Annotated in this window: 26 protein-coding genes; 12 read left to right on the top strand and 14 right to left on the bottom strand. The window is 46.5% G+C overall.

Translation table 11 applies throughout. From position 1 onward, the window contains the following. Nucleotides 1-577: 577 nt before the first annotated feature. The 3 genes from RIG27_RS19840 to RIG27_RS19830 all read right to left on the bottom strand — a co-directional run bounded on the left by RIG27_RS19840 (nt 578) and on the right by RIG27_RS19830 (nt 3,879). A complete protein-coding gene (locus RIG27_RS19840; protein ID WP_446347979.1) occupies nt 578-1,246 on the bottom strand; it encodes a histidine phosphatase family protein in 669 nt (222 codons plus the stop codon). A 46-nt stretch (nt 1,247-1,292) separates the two neighbouring features. Then, nucleotides 1,293-2,309 carry a serine/threonine protein kinase gene (locus tag RIG27_RS19835; protein WP_446347977.1) on the bottom strand — a complete coding sequence of 339 codons (1,017 nt, stop codon included), beginning with the start codon at nt 2,307-2,309 and terminating at the stop codon, nt 1,293-1,295. Nucleotides 2,310-2,418: 109 nt separating this feature from the next. After that, nucleotides 2,419-3,879, bottom strand: coding sequence for a PAS domain-containing sensor histidine kinase (locus tag RIG27_RS19830; protein WP_446347975.1), 1,461 nt, complete (start codon nt 3,877-3,879; stop codon nt 2,419-2,421). 151 nt (nt 3,880-4,030) lie between these two features. Between RIG27_RS19830 and RIG27_RS19825 the strand changes: the two genes are divergently transcribed. Both RIG27_RS19825 and petJ read left to right on the top strand, forming a co-directional pair. Continuing rightward, the gene (locus tag RIG27_RS19825; protein ID WP_446347973.1) at nt 4,031-4,354 is read left to right on the top strand and encodes a hypothetical protein; all 324 of its coding nucleotides are present in this window, start codon (nt 4,031-4,033) and stop codon (nt 4,352-4,354) included. A gap of 98 nt (nt 4,355-4,452) precedes the next feature. Then, nucleotides 4,453-4,785, top strand: a complete 333-nt coding sequence (petJ, locus tag RIG27_RS19820; RefSeq protein ID WP_446347971.1) for a cytochrome c6 PetJ — start codon at nt 4,453-4,455, stop codon at nt 4,783-4,785. Between the two features lie 268 nt (nt 4,786-5,053). Here the strand turns inward: petJ and RIG27_RS19815 are convergent, their stop codons facing one another. From RIG27_RS19815 to atpB, 8 genes are all read right to left on the bottom strand, one after another. Beyond that, nucleotides 5,054-5,524 (bottom strand): DUF29 domain-containing protein, encoded by a 471-nt coding sequence (locus RIG27_RS19815; protein WP_446347969.1) that lies wholly within the window; start codon nt 5,522-5,524, stop codon nt 5,054-5,056. A gap of 129 nt (nt 5,525-5,653) precedes the next feature. Continuing rightward, nucleotides 5,654-6,604 carry a F0F1 ATP synthase subunit gamma gene (locus RIG27_RS19810; RefSeq protein ID WP_446347967.1) on the bottom strand — a complete coding sequence of 317 codons (951 nt, stop codon included), beginning with the start codon at nt 6,602-6,604 and terminating at the stop codon, nt 5,654-5,656. 79 nt (nt 6,605-6,683) lie between these two features. Then, nucleotides 6,684-8,201 (bottom strand): F0F1 ATP synthase subunit alpha, encoded by a 1,518-nt coding sequence (gene atpA / locus RIG27_RS19805; RefSeq protein WP_446340730.1) that lies wholly within the window; start codon nt 8,199-8,201, stop codon nt 6,684-6,686. 134 nt (nt 8,202-8,335) lie between these two features. Continuing rightward, nucleotides 8,336-8,893, bottom strand: coding sequence for an ATP synthase F1 subunit delta (atpH, locus tag RIG27_RS19800; protein WP_446347965.1), 558 nt, complete (start codon nt 8,891-8,893; stop codon nt 8,336-8,338). Between the two features lie 3 nt (nt 8,894-8,896). After that, nucleotides 8,897-9,418: a F0F1 ATP synthase subunit B gene (locus tag RIG27_RS19795; protein ID WP_446347963.1), complete on the bottom strand. Its 522-nt coding sequence runs from the start codon at nt 9,416-9,418 to the stop codon at nt 8,897-8,899. Nucleotides 9,419-9,841: 423 nt separating this feature from the next. Beyond that, on the bottom strand, nt 9,842-10,333 hold the full coding sequence (locus RIG27_RS19790; protein ID WP_446347962.1) for a F0F1 ATP synthase subunit B': 492 nt from the start codon (nt 10,331-10,333) through the stop codon (nt 9,842-9,844). Nucleotides 10,334-10,479: 146 nt separating this feature from the next. After that, nucleotides 10,480-10,725: an ATP synthase F0 subunit C gene (gene atpE, locus RIG27_RS19785; protein WP_446338636.1), complete on the bottom strand. Its 246-nt coding sequence runs from the start codon at nt 10,723-10,725 to the stop codon at nt 10,480-10,482. Between the two features lie 147 nt (nt 10,726-10,872). Beyond that, on the bottom strand, nt 10,873-11,607 hold the full coding sequence (atpB, locus tag RIG27_RS19780; protein WP_446347960.1) for a F0F1 ATP synthase subunit A: 735 nt from the start codon (nt 11,605-11,607) through the stop codon (nt 10,873-10,875). Nucleotides 11,608-12,069: 462 nt separating this feature from the next. Between atpB and RIG27_RS19775 the strand changes: the two genes are divergently transcribed. Beyond that, the gene (locus RIG27_RS19775) at nt 12,070-12,366 is read left to right on the top strand and encodes a hypothetical protein (protein WP_446347958.1); all 297 of its coding nucleotides are present in this window, start codon (nt 12,070-12,072) and stop codon (nt 12,364-12,366) included. 187 nt (nt 12,367-12,553) lie between these two features. On the opposite strand, the gene RIG27_RS19770 is transcribed toward RIG27_RS19775, so the two are convergent. Further along, the gene (locus tag RIG27_RS19770; RefSeq protein ID WP_446347983.1) at nt 12,554-12,991 is read right to left on the bottom strand and encodes an ATP synthase subunit I; all 438 of its coding nucleotides are present in this window, start codon (nt 12,989-12,991) and stop codon (nt 12,554-12,556) included. Beyond that, nucleotides 12,918-13,070, bottom strand: coding sequence for a hypothetical protein (locus RIG27_RS19765; protein ID WP_446347985.1), 153 nt, complete (start codon nt 13,068-13,070; stop codon nt 12,918-12,920). The genes RIG27_RS19770 and RIG27_RS19765 overlap by 74 nt, the downstream gene beginning before the upstream one ends. A gap of 39 nt (nt 13,071-13,109) precedes the next feature. On the opposite strand from RIG27_RS19765, the gene RIG27_RS19760 reads away from it, so the two are divergent. The 6 genes from RIG27_RS19760 (at nt 13,110) to RIG27_RS19735 (ending at nt 17,683) form a co-directional block, all read left to right on the top strand. Beyond that, entirely contained in the window at nt 13,110-13,268 is a 159-nt protein-coding gene (locus RIG27_RS19760) for a hypothetical protein (RefSeq protein WP_446347956.1), read from the top strand. Between the two features lie 305 nt (nt 13,269-13,573). After that, on the top strand, nt 13,574-14,863 hold the full coding sequence (gene larC, locus RIG27_RS19755) for a nickel pincer cofactor biosynthesis protein LarC (protein ID WP_446347954.1): 1,290 nt from the start codon (nt 13,574-13,576) through the stop codon (nt 14,861-14,863). Beyond that, a complete protein-coding gene (locus tag RIG27_RS19750; protein ID WP_446347952.1) occupies nt 14,860-15,060 on the top strand; it encodes a hypothetical protein in 201 nt (66 codons plus the stop codon). Before larC ends, RIG27_RS19750 begins: the two co-directional genes overlap by 4 nt. A 157-nt stretch (nt 15,061-15,217) precedes the next feature. Next, a complete protein-coding gene (locus tag RIG27_RS19745; protein ID WP_446347951.1) occupies nt 15,218-15,430 on the top strand; it encodes a DUF2997 domain-containing protein in 213 nt (70 codons plus the stop codon). A 13-nt stretch (nt 15,431-15,443) separates the two neighbouring features. Then, complete coding sequence (locus tag RIG27_RS19740) at nt 15,444-15,986, top strand: nucleotide exchange factor GrpE (protein WP_446347949.1); 543 nt, start codon at nt 15,444-15,446, stop codon at nt 15,984-15,986. Nucleotides 15,987-16,096: 110 nt separating this feature from the next. After that, a complete protein-coding gene (locus RIG27_RS19735) occupies nt 16,097-17,683 on the top strand; it encodes an Hsp70 family protein (protein ID WP_446347948.1) in 1,587 nt (528 codons plus the stop codon). 116 nt (nt 17,684-17,799) lie between these two features. Here the strand turns inward: RIG27_RS19735 and RIG27_RS19730 are convergent, their stop codons facing one another. Then, nucleotides 17,800-17,976, bottom strand: coding sequence for a hypothetical protein (locus RIG27_RS19730; RefSeq protein ID WP_446347946.1), 177 nt, complete (start codon nt 17,974-17,976; stop codon nt 17,800-17,802). Here RIG27_RS19730 and RIG27_RS19725 point away from each other — a divergent pair, their 5' ends adjacent. From RIG27_RS19725 to RIG27_RS19715, 3 genes are all read left to right on the top strand, one after another. Further along, nucleotides 17,977-18,792 (top strand): aminotransferase class IV, encoded by an 816-nt coding sequence (locus tag RIG27_RS19725; protein WP_446347944.1) that lies wholly within the window; start codon nt 17,977-17,979, stop codon nt 18,790-18,792. A gap of 163 nt (nt 18,793-18,955) precedes the next feature. After that, nucleotides 18,956-20,794, top strand: coding sequence for an ATP-dependent zinc metalloprotease FtsH3 (gene ftsH3, locus RIG27_RS19720; RefSeq protein ID WP_446347942.1), 1,839 nt, complete (start codon nt 18,956-18,958; stop codon nt 20,792-20,794). Nucleotides 20,795-21,284: 490 nt separating this feature from the next. After that, nucleotides 21,285-21,815, top strand: coding sequence for an NUDIX hydrolase (locus RIG27_RS19715; protein ID WP_446347940.1), 531 nt, complete (start codon nt 21,285-21,287; stop codon nt 21,813-21,815). Nucleotides 21,816-21,939 lie beyond the last annotated feature (124 nt).

The following is a 21,939-nucleotide window of genomic DNA, read 5'->3' as shown; positions in this document are numbered from 1 at the left end:
AGGGGCGGGTTTAGGGATTAAATCATGAGACAACACCTCAAACCAAACAACGAAACCCGCCCTATCCCCACCGCTAAACCACGAAATACCGCCTAATATTTCACGCGATCGCATCCATTAATCGAATGTTTTCGGTGACGCTGGGCGGGTTTTGTCTGAATGTTATTAGTTTTCCCTTCAATTTTGCCCCTAAACCCGCCCCTACAGATTAATCGAATGTTATTGGTGGGAACGGGCGGGTTTTGTCTGAATGTTATTAGTTTTTCCATCAATTTTGCCCCTAAACCCGCCCCTACAGATTAATCGAATGTTATTGGTGACGCTGGGCGGGTTTTGTCTGAATGTTATTAGTTTCCCCATCAATTTTGTCCCTAAACCCGCCCCTACAGATTAATCGAATGTTATTGGTGGGAACGGGCGGGTTTTGTCTGAATGTTATTGGTTTTCCAGTCAATTTTGTTCCTAAACCCGCCCCTACAGATTAATCGAATGTTATTGGTGACGCTGGGCGGGTTTTGTCTGAATGTTATTGGTTTCCCCATCTATTTTGTCTCTAAACCCGCCCCTACTTATTCATTTATTGAAAAATTCCACCTTTCTCTATAAATTCTGGGATAATTAAACGATGCCAATCCAATTTTATTAACTCCGTATTCCCAAATCTCTGACTCAATACATCCACAGAACTGGTATTTTCCGTAATAATACTAACCAGAATCCGGATTGAACCAATGTGACTAAAAATTAGCACTTTATTCACGTCGCTCGTTTGTGTCACCTGAGCCAAATCAATCAAAAAAGAGAAAATACGTTGAGCTAATTGGGCATAACTTTCGCCATTTTCGGGGGCATAGTTTAAATCACCAGCGGCATATTCGGGAATAAATCGCAGTTTACCGCATTCTAATACGCCTAAGTTCCGTTCATTCAGTCGCTTATCTTTGCGGATACTACCCACACTGATATTGCCGCTAGTTATAGCAATATCTAACGTTTTATAGGCACGTTTTAACCCAGAGGCAAAGGCTAAACTGTACTCTGGATCAAGTTGAGTTCCTAATACTCTAGCTTGTGCTTCGCCTTCAGGCGTTAAGTCTACGTCTTGAGAACCCGCAATTCGCTTTTGGGCATTGACGGTGCTTTGAGCATGGCGGCATACGTGTAAGGTTACCGGAGTTGCTAAAATCAAGGGTTGCTTTAGGTGTTGGCGAATGTCTTGCCAACTGAGAATTTTGTTATTCGTCATTTGTCACTTGTCCGGGGGTCATCGGAGCAATCGCGCGATCGCAGAGCTATTCTTCGGTTTCTGGTGATTTTAAGTATAAGGGGGATGAGACGGAGGGTTTGACGTCTGGAGAGAATTCAGGAATAACCCTTTCCCAAAATTCTGTTCCTTCAAGACTGGCAGATACCACGCCAGCGACGATGCCAACTACCCCTAAAATTCCGACAACCATCGCCCAACGGGGTTGTTTGGCTAATCCAGAAATCACACCCTCTCGCTGTAGTCCCAACAATTTTAACCAATCCAGCACCGACTTGGGACGTGCTTCGGGTTCAAGTTTCATTCCCGCCAGAATCGCTTTATTAACACGTTTAGAAATGTGAGAATTAATCTGTTTTGGGGGAATTAAATCCGCCTTACCCTTTTGGCGATCGCTAGAGGTGGCGGGTAGCTTCCCGGTTAAGAGTACATACAGCGTTGCAGCCAGAGAATAGACATCCGTAAAGGTGCCGCGCGATCGCGTCTTCGACTTGAGTTCAATCGGGGCAAAGACTTCATCTTGCCATCCCAAGGTTAAGGGATACTCAAATTTCCCGCCCAGGTCAAAATCAATCAGTACCGCCTGATATTGACCCGCCCTCACCATAATATTGGCAGGTTTTACATTCTGATGCAGCAATCCCTGCTGATGGGCGGCAATCAGCGCTTCCCCCATCTGCTGGATATAACTCAACGCTTCCTTTTCGGGTAACACTCGTTGAGACAGGTTCCCTAGAGTCTTTCCCCGAATGTACTCCATCGCCAGACAAAAAAACTGTCCTTCAACGAACGTCTTGTACACCTTGACGACATGAGGATGCCGACAGCCTTCTAGCCGCCGCGCCTCATTGACAAACTTACATTTGAGACTTTCCCGACGTAAAGGAGTAAGCTTTTTGAGTCGATCCTCATTCAGCGTTTTGATTACCAGTTCGTTTCCTTGTGCATCTGTCGCTAGGTAGGTAATACTGAAACCCGCCTTGCCTAATGTTTTCTCAATGGTGTATTGACCATTGTGTAGTTTCTGCCCTATTGTCCACGCCATCGCCTGTGCATTTAAACCCTTTGTTCCTATTTTGGCAGATTTATTATTCGTTATTTGTCATTTGTCATTCGTTTCCCCCATCTTCCCCATCTCCCCATCTCCTCCATCCCTACTGCACCAAGGGAATCGCCACGATAAACTGAGTTCCCTTTCCATCCTGGGAAATACATCGGATTTGACCCTGGTGCTTTTCGACGATGATATTATGGGCGATGGATAACCCTAACCCTGTCCCCTTCCCCGTGGGTTTGGTGGTAAAGAAGGGATCAAATAAGTGATCCTGAGTCGCTTTTGGCATTCCGGGTCCATTATCGGCAATGGTAATCACCACCCACGGCGTCTGAGAAGCGCGATCGCACTCTGAAAGTATCCCCTGCTTCTGCCAATATTCCCCGCTTTGTACGGCTGTATAAATCGTAATTTGTCGCGGTTCCGGCTGATTCTCAAAGGCGTCAATTGCATTAGCAATCAGATTCATAAACACTTGATTAAGCTGACTGCCATAACATATTACAGGTGGCAACTCCCCATAGTTTTTAATCACCTGAATTTCCGGGCGTTCAGCTTTAGCTTTTAATCGATTGTGCAGAATCAATAATGTACTCTCTAACCCTTGATGAATATCAACCGGTTGCATCTGTTGCTCATCCAGACGTGAGAAGTTCCGCAACGACAGCACAATGTCTCGGATGCGGTTGGCTCCGATTTGCATAGACGACACCATTTTGGGTAAATCTTCAACAATAAACTCGATATCCTCGTCCTCGATAACGGCTTCAATCTCAGGTATTTCCACGGGACAATGTTTCTGGTAAAGCGCCAAAACTTGTAACACACTATTAACATACTCGCGAGTATGAACCAGATTGCCGTAGATAAAATTGACCGGATTATTAATTTCGTGGGCAATTCCAGCCAGCAGTTGACCCACGCTTGACATTTTTTCGCTTTGAATCAGTTGACTTTGGGTTTGTTTAAGCTTCTCCAATGCCTCTTCGAGTTGTTGTGCTTGTTGTCGCGCCTTCTGTTCTGATCGTTGCAAGGCTTCTTCTACCTGCTTGCGCTCGGTGATATCAAAGCGAATCGCTAAATATTGGTAGATTTCCCCCTGCTCATTCAAAAAGGGAACGACTGTAGTATCTACCCAATAATAGGTTCCATCCTTGGCTTTATTCTTAATTTCGCCTTTCCAGACTTTGCCCGATGCGATCGTCGTCCAGAATTCTTTAAAAAATGCTGGCGGATGATGACCCGATTTGATCTGGCGATGGGTTTTGCCAATTAACTCTTCTCGACGATATTGTGATATTTCGCAAAATTTATCATTGACATAGTGAATCACGCCCTGTTTATCGGTAAGCGCCACAATTGCGGCTCTATCTAACGCAAATTCTAAATCGGATAATTCCTTAAGTGTTCGCTCCAAATTCCTATTCACAAAGTTTTGCTGCCCAATCCCTAGATTCGCTAAAGTCTCTATACCTACAGCGTCTTTTAATCCTGTATTCATCCGTTCATTGGTTTGATAATTATAAGAACTCTCTTGCTGATGAAGCTTTTTGGCTGTCATTTTAGGTTTCCCTTTACTTAAGTAAATATATTTAGATTTACGGATTAACCACCGCTTTGAGGATATTTTAGGCGTTTGTCAATCAGTAAGATGTGATTTACTTCACCAATTGGGGGTATTTATCGTAAAAAAAATCGAGGAAATTTGAGTTTTGTATCAAATAGTATGGGATTTATTACAAACCGTTTGCAAACTTAATCTTTCCTTAAAATTTAATCAATCTTCCGGGTTGATGATTCATCGTTCAAGCTCTAATTTAATTTTTTCTCCCCCGGCTCCCAGACGTGCCATGGCACGTCTCTACATTGGCTTCCCCAGCGTTCGACTGAGCGCTCACGCCGAAGTCTTCGCCAGCTCCCCCAGCTTCCCCAGCTTCCCGGTGTCTCGGCTATTTGACTTGGCACGAAACTCTGGATTAGGCGCGTATACTGGTAAAATTTGTAGAAAGGCAGACACTATTGCATCATGCCTATAGCATCGGATTGATGGATTAGGTCAATTCTGTCCCACATTGCTGCAATTGATAATTGAGCAATAATACTTACTGTCTGTTTTGAGAAGAGGAGAACTACATTGAAGAAAATTCTGTCCATCATTTTACTTGCCGTCGCTGTGTTTGGTTTGGCATTCAGCCGTCCGGCTCTCGCTGCTGACACCGCAAAGGGTGCCACAATCTTTAGTGCTAACTGTAATGCTTGCCATATAGGGGGCAACAACATTGTTATGGCACAGAAGACCCTGAAAAAAGATGCCTTGGAGAAGTATGGCATGGACTCCATGGATGCAATTGTCTACCAGGTAACAAACGGAAAAGGGGCTATGCCTGCTTTTGGCGGACGCTTAAAGGCTGACCAAATTGAAAACGTTGCGGCTTATGTGTTAGAGCAAGCTGAAGCGGGTTGGTAATTCAGATCCGTCACACTGTAGAGACGTAGCATGCTACGTCTCTACATTCTTGTTTGGGGTGGGTTAATTCTTGGGAGCAGGGCGGGTTTATTCACATCTGTTGTCAGGAAACATAAGATCAATGATCATAGTCAAACCTGCCCCTACTGATACCAAATCCTGGTTAACTACCCCCTTTATGGGTGCTGAATGGGGTGTAGGGTGTGAGGAATAGCAGCCAAGGAATAAAGGGGGTGACAAAATCGTCAAGTTTACACCCATGGCGCTCCTACAAGTCTTCAAAAAACCAATCTTCCTTTAACACATCTTCACTCGATGCGGGAGGAGCTTCTGGGAAAAATTGTATGGGTTTATCCATTAAACGCGATATGACTTTTTTGGCATCCTGATACGTGTTAGGGAAAATTTCTACTAAGTAAGGTTTTAAACTGGGACTATCTGACAATTCATCTCGAATCTGTTGCCGAAATGTAGTGATTTCGGATTTCCACTTATTTTTATTGTATTCTTTTTCTGATTCCCAGTAACGCAGCTTGAGCAAGTGTTCCCAAAGTCGGGTCAAGAGACTTTTAACCGCTCTTCTGTTATTTTTTCCCATGCTTTCCAATTCATCCAATAAATTTTCCCAATCAACATGGGTAAATTCTCTGGAGCGGAGTTGTTGTATCGTTGTCTCTAGCCAGAGGTGATAATCTTTATTGTATAAGGTTGAGGTATTTTGCTCTGTTGATGTTTTCATCAGCTTTTGGCAATTATTGGGAAGGGGCGATATTAGTGGTAGAGACGTAGCCTGCTACGTCTCTACATAAATATTAAACTATGGCGCTGGGCGCGGGCGCAAAGCTTTGCGCCCCTACCTCCCCTACGGCTAACCACCAAGAGCGCTGGCACCGCCAACGACTTCCAGAAGTTCTTGAGTAATCGAGGCTTGTCGCGCTTTGTTGTACGACAGGCTGAGTGTGCCAATCAATTCGCTGGCATTATCACTAGCGTTGTTCATCGACGTCATCCGGGCGGCTAATTCGCTAGCGGCTGACTCTTGTAATGCCCGCAGAAGCTGGTTGTTCAAATACAACGGTAGTAAGGCATCCAGAATTTGGACTGGATCTTGTTCAAAGATCATGTCACGGGATAAAGCACGGTTTTCTGTCGTCACTTTTTCCCGTTGTACCTCAAAGTTACCGCCGCGAGTAGTGAGGCGGAAGATTTCATCATCTTGTGCCTCTAATCCTTGGGCGGTTAAGGGTAATAATGTTTGTACCACCGGGCGAGAACTAATTAAGGAGACAAACTTGGTGTAAACCAGTTCAACCCGATCCACTTCTTCCGATAGGAACAAGGAGAGCAATTCATCGGCAATCATTGAGGCTTCAGGTGCCGTGGGAATTTGTTCTAAGCCTGTGTATTTGGCGTCAATTGGCTGCTCCCGGCGCTCAAAATACTGGATCGCTTTGCGTCCGATTAAGACATATTTGTAGTCGATGCCTTCTTTGTGGAGTTCCTTGGCGCGGTTTTCGGCACGGCGGATCACGTTGTTATTGTAACCGCCACACAAACCGCGATCGCCAGATACGACGAGTATGCCAACAGACTTGACTTCCCGTTGTTTGAGCAAGGGTAAGTCGACGTCTTCAAATTGGAGACGGTTCTGCAACCCATAGAGAACCTGCGCCAATCGATCAGCAAAGGGACGAGTCGATGTCACCTGTTGTTGGGCGCGACGCACCTTGGCGGCTGCCACCAGACGCATCGCTTCGGTAATTTTCTGAGTATTTTTGACGGATTTTATGCGATCGCGAATCGCTTTTAAATTAGGCATAGTCTGTTTATGGTTAAGTCTTGATTGTCCAGGGTTCAGGACTTGTTACCCATGAACCCTGAACTCTGAACGAGGAACGTTACGCAGAGACTAAGAAAGTCTGCTTGTACTCAGCCAAAGCTTCCTTAAGCAGGTTTTCGGCGTCTTCGGTGAGGACTTTCTTATCCTTGATAATCTCACCAAACTGTGGCTTGCTGGTTTTTAAGTAGTCCCGCAGTCCTTTGGTAAAGGCGGTGACTTTCTCTACCTCAATGTCATCTAAGTAGCCATTGATTCCCGCGTATACCAGCGCGACTTGTTCATAGACGGCTAAGGGGGAGTATTGGGGTTGCTTGAGCAGTTCCCGTAACCGTACCCCCCGTGACAATTGGTCTTGAGTGGCTTTGTCTAAGTCTGAGGCAAACTGAGCGAAGGCTTGCAGGTCATCAAACTGTGCCAAATCCAGTTTCAGTTTACCTGCCACTTTTTTAATGGCTTTGGTTTGAGCCGCAGAACCCACCCGTGATACGGAAATACCGGGGTTAATCGCCGGACGTAGACCGGAGTTAAATAAGTCAGCAGACAAGAAGATCTGACCGTCAGTGATCGAAATCACGTTGGTGGGAATATAAGCAGATACGTCACCCGCTTGGGTTTCAATAATTGGCAGCGCGGTCATACTGCCCCCACCCAATTCATCATTCAGCTTGGCTGCCCGTTCTAACAAGCGAGAGTGGAGATAGAATACATCCCCAGGATAGGCTTCCCGACCCGGTGGACGACGCAGCAACAGGGACATCTGGCGATAGGCTTGGGCTTGCTTGGACAGGTCATCGTAGATAACCAGCGTCGCTTTGCCCTTATACATAAAGTATTCGGCAATCGAGGCTCCGGTATAGGGTGCCAGATATTGCAGGGTGGCGGGGTCACTGGCGTTAGCGGCAACGATCACCGTGTAATCTAATGCCCCTCTCTCTTCCAGGGCATCGACAACCTGAACCACGGTGGATGCCTTTTGACCCACGGCGACGTAGACACAGATAACGTCTTCTTCTTTCTGGTTGAGAATCGTATCGATCGCGATCGCGGTTTTTCCGGTTTGGCGATCGCCAATAATTAACTCCCGTTGTCCGCGTCCCACGGGAATCATCGCGTCAATCGCGGTAATTCCGGTTTGCAGGGGTTCATACACAGAACGCCGTGCAATAATACCGGGTGCTGAGGATTCAATTAGACGAGATTCGCCGCTTTGAATCTCTCCCTTGCCATCAATGGGTCGTGCCAACGCATCGACAACCCGACCAATTAGCGCCTCACCCACGGGAACCTGAGCGATTTTTCCGGTAGCCGTGACAGAACTCCCTTCCTGGATGTCGAGCCCTTCGCCCATCAGCACGACACCGACATTATCTTCTTCCAAATTCAGGGCAATGCCCACTGTACCATCTTCAAACTCGACCAGTTCCCCAGCCATGCACTGGTCTAAACCATAGACCCGGGCAATGCCATCACCGACTTGCAGGACGGTACCAACGTTAGAGACTTTGACCTCTTGGTCGTATTGTTCGATTTGCTGACGAATAATGCTGCTAATTTCGTCGGGTCTAATGCTTACCATTCAACTAATCCCTCTACTTTTTTGTCTTATGTCATTGGTCTTATGTCATTGGTCATTCGTCATTTGCCTCGTGAATTTAGCTTATGACTTATCACAGACGTAGACTGCTACATCTGGAACATGACGTTTGACATTTAAGTCGAACGACTCAAGCTCACACCAATACGACGCAGTTGTCCACGCAGACTGGCATCAACAACTTGAGACTCCACTTTAATAATCACACCACCGAGTAAATCGGCGTCAATTTGGGTATCTAGTTCTACATCTTGGGCATTGGTCATGGTGAGAACTTTCTGGCGCACCGCCTGCTTTTGGTCGTCATTGAGTTCAACGGCGGAGACGACTTCAGCTAAAACCGTCTGTTTTAACTCCCGCAAGAGTGCTTGATACTGCTTGCATACGTCTCTCAGAAACAGAATGCGCCGCCGCTCTACGAGAATCTTTAAAAAATTCACCATGTAGGGGTGAATTTGATCCCCGCTGATTTGTTCTAAGACGGCTTTTTTGTCCTCGGCTTTGACAATCGGATTGCCTAAAAATTGCTGCAATTCCTCTGATTCTTTTAACGTATCGAGCAACGCGGCAACATCTTCACCGAATTTATCCACGAGGTTATGTTCTTGAGCCACAGACATTAACGCCTCTGCATAAGGCTCAACGACTTCAGCACTAAATGAACTTCCTTTCATAACTTATCTAGCTCCTACTCGCTCGATGCTGCGGTCAACTAAGGTATGCTGTGCCGAGTCATCCAACTGACTTTTGAGTTGCGACTCGACACGCTCCATCGCTAGGGCAACCACTTGCTGGCGAAGTTGTGCGATCGCACGTTCCCGTTCTGAGTTTAAATCCTGAACGGCTGACGCTTTCATCCGTTCCACATCTTTAACCGATGCTGCCAAAACTGATTCTCTAGCGGCGTTGGCATTTTCTTCTGCTTTTGCCCGAATCTTTTCGGCTTCCGCTTGCGCTTGTGCCAGCTTTTGCTGAGCATCCGCTAACGAGGCAGCGGCGTCTTTTTGCTGCTTTTCGGCATCGCTGATGGATTCTTCAATACTGGAACGTCGCTCCGATAGGGTATTCCCTAAAAATGATCGCCCAAAGTAAATCAGTACCCCGATAATAATCACCAAATTAATTACATTGGTTTCTAAAATATCGAGGTTTAGACCAAATCCTCCTTCGGCGGTAGCTAAAATTGAAAAACTACCCATAATAGCCATATACACCTGCTTTAATTGAGAACTGCTATGTTGCTTTACTGCTCTTCTTGGGTAACGTTTAAACGGGCTAAAAATTTCGTCCGGCGTTATTTGTGATCACACCCCAGACAAAAGACTATTTGACATCTTCTGTCAACCAATTAAGTAATGTTTGCCTCGACAATGTTAAACGGGCTTTTTATGAATTCAGCACTACAGCTATAAACCTGTTCACTGATTACTTAACTGAATTCGACAGAGCATGATGCTGGCGTTCACATCAAGGTGTCGTGACCCGTCTAACGTAGACTTCAATGAGTCTTAGTCTGCACGTTCCGAGTACAGATATGCCTAAATATGCATAGTTCTGTATAGGTTTTTCAGAACGGTTAACCTCTCGCAAACCCCTGCTTCGCTACCCGGATAAAGCCGACATTACTTAACCAACTCTGGTCCAACAAGTTTTTCCAGAATCTGACGCGAAAGCGAATCCACTTCTTGTTCTAAGGATGTCATCGCTTCAGCTTTTTGTTGGTCAATTTCTTTTTGGGCTTGCTCTCGTTGTGCCTGGGCTTCCGCTTGAGCTTGAGCCATTTTATCAGCCGCTATTTTCTGAGCATCAGCTGTAGCCGCGGCAATCGTTGCTTGTGACTTGCGACGAGTTTCTGCTAGTTCTTGCTCATACTGTTTCGCCAGATTCTGAGCTTTTTCTAAGCGTTCCCGTGCTTCTAATCGGTTCTGGCGGATGTAGTCATCCCGTCCATCAATGGCGTTACTGAGTGGCTTATAAAAAACCGCATTCAATATCACCACCAAAATTAAAAATTGCAATGCCATCAGAGGTAGGGTGGCATCAAAATCAAATAACCCTCCTTCGGCTGCCTCTTCTGCTGCTTCAACAGCTAGTAAAATTGTCCAATGTATCATGATGTTTTGGTAATCCCACAGCGCACAAACAAAATTGTTAGCTTTTTAGTTGGGATGGGATAGCGTTTTAGATTTCAATAGTCCTCCAGATCAATAGCATCCAGACCTCAGTCATTGGGGTCTGAATGCTCTTGTGGCATCAAGGGTTACGAGAAGGGGTTGGCGAATAATAAGACGAGAGCAACCACCAAACCGTAAATTGTCAGCGCTTCCATGAATGCCAAACTCAGGAGTAAGGTTCCCCGAATTTTTCCTTCAGCTTCAGGCTGACGAGCAATCCCTTCTACAGCTTGTCCCGCCGCATTTCCTTGACCAATTCCCGGACCAATTGCCGCTAAACCAACAGCTAAAGCAGCAGCAATAACAGATGCAGCAGAAACTAATGGGTCCATGATATTTTCCTCGCTTTTGACTTTTTGACTAAATAACAAACAAACGTGCGTGAAACGCTTACCCTAAACCAATTCGCTAGACACAGCCGAATTTTTTGATTGTTCACGAGACGGAAGTGGCAAATCTTAATCACTAGCCTCAAATCGCTAATGATGGTCTTCCATCGCCTCCCCAATATAAGCCGCTGCTAGGGTAGCAAAGATCAGCGCCTGAATCGCACTGGTAAATAAACCCAATGCCATCACCGGGAGAGGTACGAACAGCGGCACCAACAGCACCAATACTGCCACCACCAGTTCATCTGCCAAAATGTTGCCAAACAGACGGAAACTGAGGGAGAGAGGTTTGGTAAAATCTTCCAGAACCTTAAACGGCAGCAGGATGGGAGTTGGTTGGGCATAACCAGCAAAATACCCCAAGCCCTTCTTGCTCAGACCCGCGTAAAAATACGCTAAGGAGGTCAGCAGCGCAAACGCCACTGTTGTATTAATATCACTGGTTGGTGCCGCTAATTCACCTTCGGGCAGCTCAATCAGTTTCCAGGGAACAAGCGCCCCAGACCAATTTGCCACAAAAATGAACAAAAATAACGTCCCCACAAAGGGCACCCAGGGACGATACTCTTTTTCCCCGATTTGATTTTTGGCTAAATCCCGCAAAAATTCCAGGGCATACTCCATAAAATTTTGGAGACCACTAGGAATGCGCTGAATGTTTCGGGTAGCAGCAATCGAGGCAATAATCAGAATGGCAATCACGACCCAGGAGGTAATAAACACCTGACCATGAACCTTTAAATTTCCGATATGCCAATACAGATGCTGACCAACTTCTAGTTCAGCAAGGGGGAAAGCATTATAGAACGCCAAACCATCTATCATCCTTCTTTCTTTCGCGGCTGGATACCTCGTCCATACTGTGTATGAGCGGTTAGAAAGCCGCGCCATAAACTACAATTGGAAACCCCTACCGTCTTGGATCTACTTGTTCCGGTGACATATTGATATGTATGCCAGCTTGGGCAGTTACAAGCTCAAAACGTTCAACCTGTACGATATGGGTTATTTGGTTGCCCGGTGAGGGGCGACTTCCGTTTCCGGAGTACAGACGTAGCATGCTACGTCTGTACGCCTCGCATAAGTTAACGGTCGGTACTTTCCAAACAGCACTGGCTTAACCCTTGTTTACCTGTTTAACTGCCTGGTTCTAGAGCTTGAAGCTGGCACGCACCCCAAGGTAGGAACTTTAACGCTTTCCGCTAACGTAGTCCTTACTGGACTTAGGCTGGTCAACGTAAGACTTTTTTTCAAGCCTCGTCCATAGCTAGGCTATGGGCGGGGTAGTTGACTTCCATTCCAGAGATTTCCCCAGCTATCTTCTATCTTTTGGTTGAAACGACTACACAAGACCCATTGACAATTGTCCATCGAACAATTTCTGAGTCTATTTCCTGCTTCATCCAAGGGAGTTATATCCTTTGTCCACAGGCGTTGAGTTCGGGTGTAGCCTACCCTACTGTTTGGATGCGTTGGCTGCCGTTACATAAGATTTACCCAAAGTTACCCCAAGCGTGGACATCCTTGGAACTTACTTCCTGCTTCACTCTGGCGGTGACGGCACTCAACCAGTCCACAGGCTAACACCACCTAACTGGTGGCTATCTCTCTCACCTACCTAGCTGTGGTTTTTGGCTGGATAGGTACACCAAAAAGTATACAGATTCTTGGCGGTAAATTCTATCGGGACAAATCTCTACCCAATTTTGGGCAACAATGGTTAAAGGTGTTCAGCTTTTTGGTTACAGCTACTCACCCTGACCATGGGAACTTACTTCGACGTAGGCAACAAGGTGCTTTGGAGCATATAAGCGATAAGCGCAGCTTTATACGTCAGAAATCCTAAAAATATGGGCAGAATGCGTAAACTCTGCCATTGACTGGCAACGACTAATAGCCCAATCAATAAAGCTAACCGAGTTGAACTCGGACGCCTCTTTTGGACACCTAACCGCTCAACGTCTTTCGCCAACATTCTCAAGTAAACCACACCAACGCACGCCCCGATCAAATAATTCAAGGCGATGTTGAGTGAGTAAGCAATCCAGACAGAGACAAAAATGACCCCTGTCATTGCCAGAGTGACCGACAACAACGCTTGTTTAAGTTGGTAGTACTCTTGCATTGAGGAATTTTCAGGGTAAGTCTGAGAACTCCCTGGTGGACTTTCCTCCGGTGTGGGCTTGGGTTGTACAGAGTTGTCTGACAAGTTCACAGGCAGCAGCAAACGCTAGTCCATCTAAATTTGGCTCGATCGCATCTAGCCATAGGCGATCATACCACGCCAAAGTAACAATACTTAAAGTATTTTTAATCGTTATTGGTCATTGGTCATTGGTCATTCGTCATTCGTCATTCGTCCTTTCCTTGCCCATCTCCCCCTACATAAGAAATGGGGTTTGGAGACCAAACCCCTACAACCCCATCTCCCTCATCTTCCCTATCTCCCCAATCCCCCACCCCCCATTCTCCTTTCCCTACAATAGATGTAGACCGTTACATAAGATCTACCCAAATCTGTCCACTTATGGACACATCTGGAACTTACTTCCTGCTTCACTCTGGCGGTGTCGGCACCTTCCCAGTCCACAGGCTAACACCACCTAACTGGCGGCTATCTCTCTCACCTACCTAGCTGTGGTTTTTGGCTGGATAGGTATACCAATAAAGTATACATACTCTTGGCAGACCCATTCTCTCAGAACAAATCTCTACCCAATTTTGGGCAATAATGGGTAAAGGTTTCCAGCCTTTTGGTTACAGCTAATCACCCTTCAGGATTCAAAACGTAATGCCAAAACTCGCCTACCTAGACTGTCAGAGTGGAATTGCTGGTGATATGTGCTTGGGAGCACTCGTGGCAGCAGGAGTGCCGTTAGAGTATTTAAGTGAAAAGTTAAAAGGGTTGGGAATTGACCATGAGTATCGGTTAGGGGCAGAATCAGTTCACCGCCAAGGTCAATTAGCTACTAAAGTCCATGTGAATTTGCTCACTCAAGCCCATCACCATGATCACGCTGAACCGTCAGACCATGAGCATAGCCGACATTTAGCAGATATTGAACATCTAATTACAACCGCTGGATTACCCTCACAAGTCGTCGATTGGAGTTTGGCAATCTTCCGCAACTTGGCAGAAGCAGAGGCTGAAGTTCACGGGATGACACCTGAAACCGTGCATTTCCATGAAGTGGGCGCGACAGATGCCTTAGTGGATATTGTCGGGACGTGTTTAGGGTTGGATTGGTTAGGGATTGATAGACTCTACTGTTCTCCCTTACCCACAGGAGGCGGTACAGTACAAGCTGCTCATGGTCGATTGCCTGTTCCTGTTCCTGCTGTTTTAAAATTGTGGGAATCTCGGCAAGTCCCTATTTATAGTAACGGCATCGATCGCGAATTGGTCACGCCCACGGGTGCAGCGATTGCTGTCACCCTTGCTACTCAATTTGGATCTCCTCCGGCAATGATTATTCATAAGATTGGTCATGGTGCAGGAACCAGTGAATTGGCGATTCCGAATATCCTGCGACTTTGGATTGGAGAAGCTTCAGAGTTGGGGATTCAGTTTCGAGGACAAGACGGCGCTAATTTTATCAGTGATTACCCTTGCCAAGAAACAGTTTGTGTGATAGAAACCCAAATTGATGACTTAAATCCCCAAGTGATTGGGTATGTCTTCGAGGTGCTATTTAATGCTGGGGCTTTGGATGTATTTACCCAAGCCATTGGCATGAAAAAATCTCGTCCTGGGGTATTACTCACGGTGATTTGCCCACCGGAAAAATTAACCGTTTGTGAAGATATTTTATTTAGAGAAACGACAACCCTTGGTATTCGCCACTTTACCCAGCAACGCACAATTCTGCAACGGGAAATTCGGCGAGTTGAGACCAAGTATGGCAAAGTGCGGGTAAAAGTTGCCAGTCGCGCTTCAGGAGTTCAAAACGCCATCGCCAATGTCCAACCGGAATATGAAGACTGTGCCGCGATCGCACGAGACTATAATTTATCCTGGCGGGAGGTGCATCAACTAGCACTCGATGCCTGGTATCGTGCTAATAATCCACCATTGCCATGATGTGGGGTGTCGGGTGTTGGGTGTCGGGTGTTGGGTGTCGGGTGTCGGGTGTTGGGTGTTGGGTGTCGGGTGTCGGGTGTCGGGTGTGGGAAAGCTGGGGTTGTAGAGACGTTCCGGTGGAACGTCTGGAAGCTGGGGGAGATGAGGGAGAACATTTAAAGTCGTTTAGAGTAAGCTGTTCGGCGTTTAAACCTTAATGTAAAAAATGGCTCTCATCCTTGTAGTACGAGCATCTTGCTCGCTACTAATATCCCATTTAAATGCATGACAGCTTAGAGCTTATCCGAGTAGTATGACACGTTGCTCCGTCTGAGTCCTTTAAACTGTAATTAATTGTTGGGTTCGGAAAGAAGTATGGCAGAGTATCAAAAGATCGAATATCGCATTGGCAAAGATGGCAAAATCACCGAAACCGTCATCGGTGCTACCGGATCAAGTTGTACCGAAACCACCAAAGGGATTGAAGCGGAGCTCGGAGATGTAGAAACCCAAGAATTGCTGTCAGAATACTATGAAGGTGACGAAACCATAACTACGGATCAAACCACGAGCCTAAATCAATATTAAGGGGAGCAGTAACATGGCTCATGATCCTAACCTATTGGGGCTTGGTTTACTGCTGTGGTTTGTCTTCACCACTTTCCTCATTAGTCGCTTTGGTCCCAAAAAAAGACCTGAAAACCATTCTGCCTCAATTTCAGTTGCTGACTCCACTCAAATCGCGGAATTAGAGGCACAATGTCAGCGGCTACGGTATGAACTCGAAGCGCGATCGCAGCAACTATCCACAGATATCCAAGATACCACCTTTGAACAACTACGCCCCCTACTGACCAATTATCCCACCGCTTGCCGGATGATTGAAGAACGCCCGGATTTACCGGCTAAAAATTTAGTCGCACTCTTGACTCCATTAGAAAATCTAATTCAGAGTTGGGGATATGAACCCATTGGTCAACCTTGGGAACAGGTTCCCTTTAATTCCCAACTACACCAACCTGATGTTGACGATATCACAGAAGGAGAACTCGTTTATATTCGATTTGTCGGCTATCGAGATCATGATCGAATACTTTGTCCCGCTAAAGTAAGTCGTAACCTACCCAGGGGAGTGTCACATTAATGAGTGTGTAGGGGCGGGTTTAGGGACTTTGTTTCGCTGTTAATGATAACTTTTGTGCAAAACCCGCCCTGACTAACTTTTGAGTGCGATAACTATTTGACAAATGACAAATGACCAATACAGTTGCCATTGACTTCGGTACGAGCAACACAGTCGTCAGTATACTCGAACCCGATACCAACAATCCCAAAACTATCCGACTCGGTTCACTCTCTCGCCTGTTTAAAACGAACTCAAGTGAATCGGATATCCCCGTCATTCCTACCCTAGTTTTTATCAAAGACAATAACCAAATACTTCTGGGAGAACAAGTTCGTTCCCAGCGCTTAGGACAATCTCAACCGACTCGCTTTTTCAAAGGCTTTAAACGAGATTTAGCGGCTGATTTTCAACCGCCTCCGCGTCTCATTAATGGTGAAGCTTACACCGCTGAATCAGTTTCCGAACAATTTATTCAAGCTATCTGGCAGCAACTCAAAGCCCAAAAAATTAACCCCTCTCAGCTTATTTTAACTGTACCTGTGGGCGCATTCGAGCGCTATTTAGATTGGTTTCGCGAGGTGGCACGTCGCCTGGATGTGGAGCAAATTAAGCTGGTGGATGAATCCACAGCAGCGGCGTTAGGCTATGCAGTACAGCGTCCCAGTTCCTTAGTATTAGTGGTGGATTTTGGTGGCGGGACACTGGATTTAAGTTTAGTTCGTACTGCACCCCAATTGGATGCAGCCAAGCACGAACGCGAAACAGTATTACGGGCAGAAGTGTTAGCGAAATCCGATGCATACATCGGCGGGGAAGATGTGGATAGTTGGATTGTTGAAGACTATTTGCATCAGCAAGGATGGTCAAGGGAAGAGATTGGTGAGGTGGGGTGGCAGAATTTATTAGAGTTAGCTGAACGATTGAAAATTCGCTTATCCAATACTCAGGAAGCGAAGGAGAGTTGGTTAGATGAGGAAACATTTACCTCATATAACTTGCAACTGTATCGGGATAAGTTAGAAGAGATTCTGGAAAATCGCCAGTTTTTGGAACAATTGCGGGAAGCGTTGGATGAAGTTTTGACGATTGCCCTAGGGAAAGGAATTAGTAAGAGTGATATTGAACAGGTGTTGTTAGTGGGGGGGAGTTGTTTAATTCCGGCTGTCCAGCAGTTGATCCGATCCTATTTTGGCAAGACAAAGGTTAAGTTAGATAAGCCCTTTGAAGCCGTGGCATACGGGGCGTTAGCGTTAAATCAAGTGGTGAGTGTGGATGATTATTTGCGCCACAGTTATGCCATTCGCTTATGGGAACCGTATGCTAAAAGTTATTCCTATTTCACCTTATTTGAAAAAGGGATGCAATATCCCTGTGAACGGGGAGAACCGTTAACCTTACAAGTCGCCATTGAAGGACAACGGGAAATACGTTTGGATATTGGCGAAGTGGCAGAAATGGCACAATCTGAAGTGACCTATGATAGCTTGGGACGGATGACCAGTAGTCAGTTATTCAAGCAAGCGGCGTATCGTTCCTTGGATAGCGATCGCGAACAGGTTTGTGTGGCACATTTAGATCCACCGGGACAAGTGGGAGTTGACCGAATTTCCGTTCAATTTGAGGTAGATGAACGACGGGTGCTAGTGGCGACAGTTAAGGATTTACAGACGGGGAAACTGTTAGTAGAAAAAGGCGCGATCGCGAAATTACAATAGGGCGTTTATTGGTATAATGTATAATACTAAATCCCGGTTAACTACCGCCCTCATAACCCAGACTACAGCGTGGCGGAAATACTGTAGGGGCGGGTTTAGGGACTAAATTCGGCTATTCACAAATAAATAAACAACAAAACCCGCCCTACCTTACAAATGACGTAGCTTGCTTCTCGATGAAAGCGAGTATGACAAATGACGAATGACAAATGACGAATGACGAATGACAAATGACGAATGACGAATGACAAATGACGAATGACGAATGACAAATGACAAATGACAAATGACAAATGACGAAAGTCAGTTATTGGTATAACGGTAAACTTATTCTAGGCGATCGCATCGAACTCGCCATCACTGATCCGGGTTTGATTTACGGCGCGACAACCTTTACCACCCTGCGCGTTTATCACCAGTCCCTCACCCACCCCTTAACTCATTGGGACGCCCATTGTGCGCGTTTACGTCACAGCTTGCAGGTGTTTGGCTGGCAATTCCCCGACTGGGAACGCATCCGCCACGGTGCAGAACAATTACTCCCCTCATTTCCGGTACTGAGAATTGTGGTTTTCCCGGATGGGCGAGAATGGATTACGGGGCGTCCTCTCCCCGCTGATTTAAGCGAACGCCAACAGCACGGAATAATTGCCTGGTTAGCGGAAGCGTCACACTTGCGCCGTTCTTTACCCACCTATAAAACTGGAAACTATCTGGGCGGATGGCTGGCGCTGCAAAAGGCTCAACAACTCGGCGATCAGGAGGCTATATTAGTTGATGATCAGGGGAATTGGTTAGAAACGAGTACAGGGAATCTTTGGGGCGCTAAAGACGGCTGCTGGTGGACACCGCCGATTGATGGGGGGATATTACCGGGAGTGGCGCGATCGCACCTGATTAGTCGCCTTGAACAACAAGGATTAAAAATTTGCCAAGTTCCCTGGAATCAGAAATTGGTGCAGGAGTTTGACGCGATCGCTTATACCAATAGTGTCATGGAAATCATCCCGATTCACACCGTTATCACGGCAGAGCAACGGTTTGGGTATCGTTCCCTTTCTGGTGGTTTAGCACCGTTGCAGCGTTTATTTGGGGAGTCTCAAAAATAATTACAACCTTTAATTATACCACATCAAGAGGAAATTTGCTAATTCCCCCAGTTGACCAAGAACCAACTTCGCCAAATAGTCTGATAGACGTTAACATTAGTTAATATAATCAGCCGATTCGACGCCATCACATCACATCCTAAGTCTTAGGAGGAAATCAGTAGTGAATAAGAAATGGAGAAATGCGGGGCTTTATGCACTACTAGCGATAGTAGTCATCGCCTTGGCAACAGCATTTTTAGACCAACCGTCCCAAACGCGGGAAACCTGGAGATACGACCAGTTCATTGATAACGTTAATAGCAATAAAGTTGAGATCGTTCAACTCAGTTCTGACCGCACTCAGGCAATGGTAACCACTCAAGACGGTTCCCAGTACCAGGTCAACCTGCCTAACGATCCAGAACTAATCAGTATTCTCACCAACAATAACGTAGATATTAAAGTTCGCCCTCAGAGTGATGATGGGTTCTGGTTCAGAACCCTGAGCGGACTCTTCTTCCCGATCCTGCTTCTGGTGGGTTTATTTTTCTTACTGCGGCGGGCGCAAAATGGTCCGGGTTCTCAAGCGATGAACTTCGGCAAATCTAAAGCCCGAGTCCAGATGGAACCGCAAACCCAGGTCACGTTTGGCGATGTGGCGGGGATTGAGCAAGCCAAGCTGGAACTCAACGAAGTAGTTGACTTCCTCAAAAACGCCGATCGCTTCACCGCCATTGGTGCAAAAATTCCCAAAGGGGTGCTGCTTGTTGGACCTCCGGGAACGGGTAAAACCCTCTTAGCGCGTGCTGTTGCTGGGGAAGCTGGTGTACCCTTCTTCTCCATTTCCGGGTCTGAATTCGTGGAAATGTTCGTGGGTGTGGGTGCGTCTCGTGTCCGTGACTTATTCGAGCAAGCCAAGAATAGTGCCCCTTGTATCGTATTTATCGATGAAATTGACGCCGTAGGTCGTCAACGGGGTGCTGGCTTAGGCGGCGGTAACGATGAGCGGGAACAAACCCTGAACCAGTTGCTGACGGAAATGGATGGGTTTGAAGGCAATACGGGTATTATTATTATTGCCGCCACCAACCGTCCTGATGTTCTGGATTCAGCATTATTGCGCCCTGGTCGGTTTGACCGTCAGGTGGTCGTGGATCGCCCCGACTACGCCGGACGTTTGGAAATTCTCAACGTTCACGCTCGCGGCAAGACCTTATCTAAGGATGTAGACTTAGAGAAAATTGCCCGTCGGACTCCTGGCTTCACGGGTGCCGATTTATCGAACTTGCTCAACGAAGCCGCGATCTTAGCCGCACGGCGCAACCTCACCGAAATCTCCATGGATGAGGTAAATGACGCCATCGACCGGGTATTAGCCGGACCTGAGAAGAAAGACCGGGTGATGAGCGAGAAGCGCAAGCGGTTAGTCGCGTATCATGAAGCGGGTCACGCCTTGGTCGGTGCGTTAATGCCCGATTATGACCCGGTGCAGAAAATTAGTATTATCCCACGCGGTCGGGCCGGTGGATTAACTTGGTTTACGCCCAGTGAAGACCGGATGGATTCTGGGTTGTATTCCCGTTCCTACCTGCAAAATCAAATGGCGGTGGCGTTGGGGGGACGAATCGCTGAGGAAATTATCTTCGGTGAAGAAGAAGTGACGACAGGGGCGTCGAATGACTTACAGCAAGTCGCCCGCGTCGCCCGCCAAATGATCACCCGCTTCGGAATGAGCGATCGCTTGGGTCCTGTGGCATTAGGACGGCAAAATGGCAATATGTTCCTAGGACGGGACATTGCCTCTGATCGCGATTTCTCCGACACCACCGCCGCGACGATTGATCAAGAGGTGCGTCAGTTGGTGGATGAAGCCTATCATCGGGCGAAAGATGTCTTAGTGGGTAATAAACACATCCTGGACAAATTATCTGCCATGCTGATTGAGAAAGAAACCGTCGATGCAGAAGAACTGCAAGAACTGTTAGCCGAAAACGATGTGAAGATGGCCGCGATCGTTTAATCCTCAGGTCGGTAATAATAATCTTTAAGGCAGCGTCAGCATACGCTGTCTTTTTTTGGTAACAACGTTCCAGACGTGCTAAGCCAAAACCCCCTCTCCCCCAGCCCCTCTCCCACGAGGGGAGAGGGGAGCAAGAAGGAAGAAAAAAGCGGTAGGGAAGCGGTATTCTAGATGTGATGACAGAAGCGTCTTTATGTGATAGTTCCCCTTCTCCTATGCAACAAAAGCGAAGCATCCTCTGTCCTCCCCCCTCTTCGTAGGGGGGAACGAGGGGGGTGGGAGAAGGGGTTAGGGGATGAGGGTGAAAAGCTGCCCCTGTCGAGCTTTTCACCTTAAGTTGACACAACCAGCCCCTACAATTCCGCTCCTACAATTGATGTATATAGCGCTTCGCACTGGTCTAGTTACACTTTGTTTGCACGAACATCCCATCTGGACTCAGCTTCAGAGAAGGGAGTTGTAAATACACCAGCGCGACCTGCTATAACTTATGATGAGTAAAGAGAAAATTATTTTTAGTACCGATTGGATTACGGTTAAGGAAACAGCTTGGGGATATCATTACCTAGAACGCAAGGGACGAGATTCTGTGGCAATATTTCTGATCAGAAAAAGTCAGAGTAACACCGGAGACTATGAAGTTTTGATTAGACAGCAGCCACTTTGTATCCATATTCCCGATATTAATCAAGAGCATAAACTCTATCCCTGTCCCATTACTGGGGGTATTGATGCAGGGGAGTCGCCAGAGGAAGCGGCGATTAGAGAGGTGCATGAAGAAGCGGGATTTTCGGTTCAGGTTCTGCCGTTGGGAAAGTATATTGTCGGAACTCAAACCAATGAGATTTGTTATATGTATTATGCTGATGTAACGGGTGTAGAACCGGAAAAAGCCCAGCAAGATGGCAGCTATTTTGAATCGATTAGCCATAATGAATGGCATCCGTTAGGTTACTTGAATCAATGCGATTATTCAGCTTGTCAGATTGGGTATTTTCGGCTCAAATCTATTCTTGGATAAGATACCGGGTGGTGGATTAGAATCGTAGGGGCGCACCGACGTGCGCCCTTTTACCGCACGCAAAAAAAGGGCTTTGTTTGTAGTAAGCACTTTAGTGCTTCAACGCCTAGCTTTAGTGGTTTAA

Source organism: Coleofasciculus sp. F4-SAH-05 (assembly GCF_040222985.1).
GTDB lineage: Bacteria > Cyanobacteriota > Cyanobacteriia > Cyanobacteriales > Coleofasciculaceae > Coleofasciculus > Coleofasciculus chthonoplastes.
This window is presented reverse-complemented; position numbering and strand designations above follow the sequence as displayed.

Coding starts and splice junctions, on each gene's coding strand:
- atpA (WP_446340730.1), bottom strand. CDS start 8,201: ATGGTAAGCATTAGACCCGACGAAATTAGCAGCATTATTCGTCAGCAA.
- RIG27_RS19830 (WP_446347975.1), bottom strand. CDS start 3,879: ATGACAGCCAAAAAGCTTCATCAGCAAGAGAGTTCTTATAATTATCAA.
- RIG27_RS19835 (WP_446347977.1), bottom strand. CDS start 2,309: ATGGCGTGGACAATAGGGCAGAAACTACACAATGGTCAATACACCATT.
- RIG27_RS19810 (WP_446347967.1), bottom strand. CDS start 6,604: ATGCCTAATTTAAAAGCGATTCGCGATCGCATAAAATCCGTCAAAAAT.
- RIG27_RS19790 (WP_446347962.1), bottom strand. CDS start 10,333: ATGATACATTGGACAATTTTACTAGCTGTTGAAGCAGCAGAAGAGGCA.
- RIG27_RS19795 (WP_446347963.1), bottom strand. CDS start 9,418: ATGGGTAGTTTTTCAATTTTAGCTACCGCCGAAGGAGGATTTGGTCTA.
- RIG27_RS19815 (WP_446347969.1), bottom strand. CDS start 5,524: ATGAAAACATCAACAGAGCAAAATACCTCAACCTTATACAATAAAGAT.
- RIG27_RS19740 (WP_446347949.1), top strand. CDS start 15,444: ATGGCTCATGATCCTAACCTATTGGGGCTTGGTTTACTGCTGTGGTTT.
- RIG27_RS19745 (WP_446347951.1), top strand. CDS start 15,218: ATGGCAGAGTATCAAAAGATCGAATATCGCATTGGCAAAGATGGCAAA.
- RIG27_RS19750 (WP_446347952.1), top strand. CDS start 14,860: ATGATGTGGGGTGTCGGGTGTTGGGTGTCGGGTGTTGGGTGTCGGGTG.
- larC (WP_446347954.1), top strand. CDS start 13,574: ATGCCAAAACTCGCCTACCTAGACTGTCAGAGTGGAATTGCTGGTGAT.
- atpE (WP_446338636.1), bottom strand. CDS start 10,725: ATGGACCCATTAGTTTCTGCTGCATCTGTTATTGCTGCTGCTTTAGCT.
- RIG27_RS19725 (WP_446347944.1), top strand. CDS start 17,977: ATGACGAAAGTCAGTTATTGGTATAACGGTAAACTTATTCTAGGCGAT.
- RIG27_RS19715 (WP_446347940.1), top strand. CDS start 21,285: ATGATGAGTAAAGAGAAAATTATTTTTAGTACCGATTGGATTACGGTT.
- atpH (WP_446347965.1), bottom strand. CDS start 8,893: ATGAAAGGAAGTTCATTTAGTGCTGAAGTCGTTGAGCCTTATGCAGAG.
- RIG27_RS19735 (WP_446347948.1), top strand. CDS start 16,097: ATGACCAATACAGTTGCCATTGACTTCGGTACGAGCAACACAGTCGTC.
- atpB (WP_446347960.1), bottom strand. CDS start 11,607: ATGATAGATGGTTTGGCGTTCTATAATGCTTTCCCCCTTGCTGAACTA.
- RIG27_RS19840 (WP_446347979.1), bottom strand. CDS start 1,246: ATGACGAATAACAAAATTCTCAGTTGGCAAGACATTCGCCAACACCTA.